Raw genomic sequence first — 3,190 nt, forward strand, 5'->3', positions numbered from 1 at the left:
CGGCGAGCAGGCGCTGATCGCCCGCCTCGCCCCCGAGGTCGTGGACGCGCGCGTGCGCTGGCGCACGGCGCGCCCCGCCGGCGCCGCCGCGCTGGCGGGGCTCGCGCTGGCCGGCCCGCGCTGGGGGCTGGCGCGCAACGTCGTCCGCTCGTCGGGGATCGACGTCGTGCTGGCGCTCGACGCGTCGCTGTCGATGCTCGCCCCCGACGACCGGCCGAACCGGCTGGAGCGGCTGAAGCAGGAGGTCCGGCGGCTGCGCGCGCTGTCGCCCGGCGACCGGACCGCGCTCGTCGCCTTCGCGGGGCGCAGCTACATCCTCACGCCGCTCACCACCGACCAGGGTGCGCTGGCGCTCTTCCTCGACAACCTGGACCCGACGGTGGTGGGGCAGGCCGGCAGCTCGCTGGCGCGCGCCATCCGGCAGGCCACCGACCTGCTGCAGGTCGGGCGCTCGGGCGCCGACCGCGCCATCGTCCTCATGAGCGACGGCGAGGCCTTCGAGCCGATCGAGGAGGTGCAGGCGGCGGCGCGCGAGGCCGCCGAGGCGCGCATCAACCTGGTCACCGTGGGCTTCGGCACCACCGAGGGCGCGACGATCCCGGTGCGCGAGGGGAACAGCGTCAGCGAGAAGCGCGACGAGCAGGGGAACGTCGTGGTGACGCGCTACTCGCCGACGCTGCTCGCCGCGGCCGCGCAGGCGGCGCAGGGCACCTTCGTCCCCGCCGAGGCGACCGACAAGGCGGCGCGCATCCGGGCGGCGCTGAGCGGGCTGCGCGCGCAGCGGCGCGCGCTCGACGCGGGCGAGGACCTCGTGCCGCGCTTCCAGTGGTTCCTCGCGCCGGCGCTGCTGCTCCTCCTCCTCGACACCATCCTCATGGGACGCCGCACCACGATCGCGCTCCCGCCGCGCGCCGCCGCCGCGCTCGGGCGCGCCGCGGTGCTGCTGCTGGCCGTCCCGCTGGCGGGGTGCGGCCGCTCGTTCGACCAGCTCACGGGGCGCGACCGCGACGCCGCGCTCGACGCGTACCGCGCGGGGCGCGTGGCCGAGGCGACCGCGATCTACCGCGACCGCGCGCAGGGGGGCGACGCGCTGGCGAAGTACAACTTCGGCACCGCGCTGCTGGCCGCCGACTCGCTCGACGTGTCGCGCGCCCCGCTCGACGAGGCGCGCCGCGCGCGGGAGCCCGAGGTGCGCTGGCGCGGCCACTTCAACCTCGGCCTCGCGCACCTCAAGCGCGGGCTCGCGATGGCGCCGGACAGCGCGCGCGCCGAGCTGGACGCCGCGCTCGCGCTCTACAAGCGCGCGCTGCTGGCACGGCCGAGCGACGCCGACGCCAAGTGGAACTACGAGCTCGCGCTCAAGAAGAAGCAGGAGCAGAGCGGCGGCGGGGGAGGCGGCGGCGGCGGGGGCGGGGGGCAGGACCAGTCGCAGGGCCCGCCGGATCAGGCGCCGCCGCAGCCGCAGCCGCAGCAGGCCGGGGGGCTCGGCCAGCGCCAGGCCGAGGAGCTGCTGAACGCCGCGGCGCGCGACGAGCGCGACGTCCAGGGGCGCCGGCAGCGGCAGAACCCGCCCCCGCCCCCGCCGGGGGGCAAGGACTGGTGACCCCCGACCGTTCCGGAACGCGCCGGCCAATGGTGCCGGCGCGCGCGCCGGTGCAGACTGCGCGGATGCGAGCGGGACGCACGACGACGGGCACGCCCCCGGCGCGGGGCGCGGCGGGGGGCCGGTGCTGACGGTCCTCGCCGCGAGCGTGCTGCGACTCCTGGCCCAGGTGACGGTGGCCGTCAGCGCGCCGGCCGAGGTCGGGCCGCGCGACCCGGTCCTCGTGACCGTCGAGGTGACCGCCCCCGCGGGACGCGACGTCCGGCTGGTGCCCCCCAGCTTCTCGCCGCTGCGGCTGCTCAGCACCGCGCGCATCGCGGCGGTCGACTCGACGCCGCCGGGCGGCAACTACCTGCGCCCGCCCTGGCAGGTGACCGAGTGGCGCTACGTCCTCGACGTCCCCGACGGGGTGCGCGGGCGGCACGCCTTCCCGCCGTTCGTCGCCGAGGTGGCGGGGCGCGGCGCGCGCCCCACCAGCGCCCGCTCGCGCGCCTGGGCGCTCCAGGTCCGCGCGCCGGTGCAGCCGTCGCGCACCCCCGCGATCGTCGACCGCACGCCGCGCCCGTCGCGGCAGGGGATCGCGTTCCACGCCCGGCTCGCCCCGGACACCGTCTACGTCGGGCAGCAGGCGACCTACCAGATCGCCGTCTTCCTCGACGACGAGGCGCGGACGCGGCTGCGGCGGAACCCGGAGTTCGTGCCGCCCGAGCTGCGCGGGCTCCTCGCCTACGACCTGCCGGCCGGACGCACGTCGCTCCGCGGCCGCGTGGTCGACGGGCGCCGCTACGACGTGCACGTCTTCCAGCGCGCGGTCTTCCCGGTCGCGCCGGGGCGCATCGACGTCCCGCCCGCGCAGCTCACCTACGCGCTCCCGCTCACCTCGGGCTTCTTCTCGCGCGAGGAGAGCTTCTCGGCGCGCTCGGAGAGCGTGCGCCTGGTGGCGATCGAGCCGCCCGCCGCCGGCCGCCCCGCCGACTGGGCGGGGGCGGTCGGCCGCCTGCGCGCCACCGCTCGGCTCGACTCGTCCGCCGCGCGCGTCGGCGACCCGGTGGTGCTGACGCTGCGCGTCGAGGGGGAGGGGAACGTGAAGCTGCTCCCGCGCCCGCCGCTCGAGCTCGGGTGGGCCGCCGCGGTGCCGGGGGAGGAGCGCGTCACGCTCGACTCGTCGGCGCTCGACGTGCGCGGCGCGAAGGAGTTCGACTGGATCCTGACGCCGCGCGCGTCGGGCGCGCGCGAGGTGTCGCCGATCCGCTACGCGTACTTCGACCCCGAGACGCGGCAGTACGACGTCGCGCTCTCCCCCGCGCTGCCGCTGCAGGTGCTGCCGGGCGGGCTCGCGGGCGTCGTCGACGGACGGCCGGTCGAGGGCGCGCGGCTGACGATCCGCACCGCGTTCGGCGGGGAGACGCCGCTGCCGCTCCCCTCGCGCCCGTTCTTCTGGGTGCTCGTCGCGCTCGTGCCGCTCCCCGCGCTGGTGATCTCGGCGGCGCGCGGCGCGCCGCGTCCGGTGGCGCGCGCCGGCGACCCCCCGTCGCGCGTGCTGCGCGCGCTCGGCGCCGACGCGGCGGCGCGCGTCGAGGACGTGCG

At 78.3% G+C, this 3,190-nt stretch carries 2 protein-coding genes; both read left to right on the forward strand.

Annotated features, from left to right (window positions below; translation table 11 throughout):
* Window positions 1-1,603: VWA domain-containing protein (locus PYV61_RS22985; RefSeq protein WP_275836086.1), on the forward strand; the 1,603-nt coding region annotated here is incomplete at its 5' end.
* 148 nt (window positions 1,604-1,751) lie between these two features.
* Window positions 1,752-3,190 (forward strand): hypothetical protein (locus PYV61_RS22990; RefSeq protein ID WP_275836088.1); only part of this gene is annotated, 1,439 nt, incomplete at its 3' end.

Origin of the sequence: Roseisolibacter sp. H3M3-2, assembly GCF_029211165.1 — a bacterium.
In the GTDB taxonomy this organism is placed as follows: Bacteria; Gemmatimonadota; Gemmatimonadetes; order Gemmatimonadales; family Gemmatimonadaceae; genus Roseisolibacter.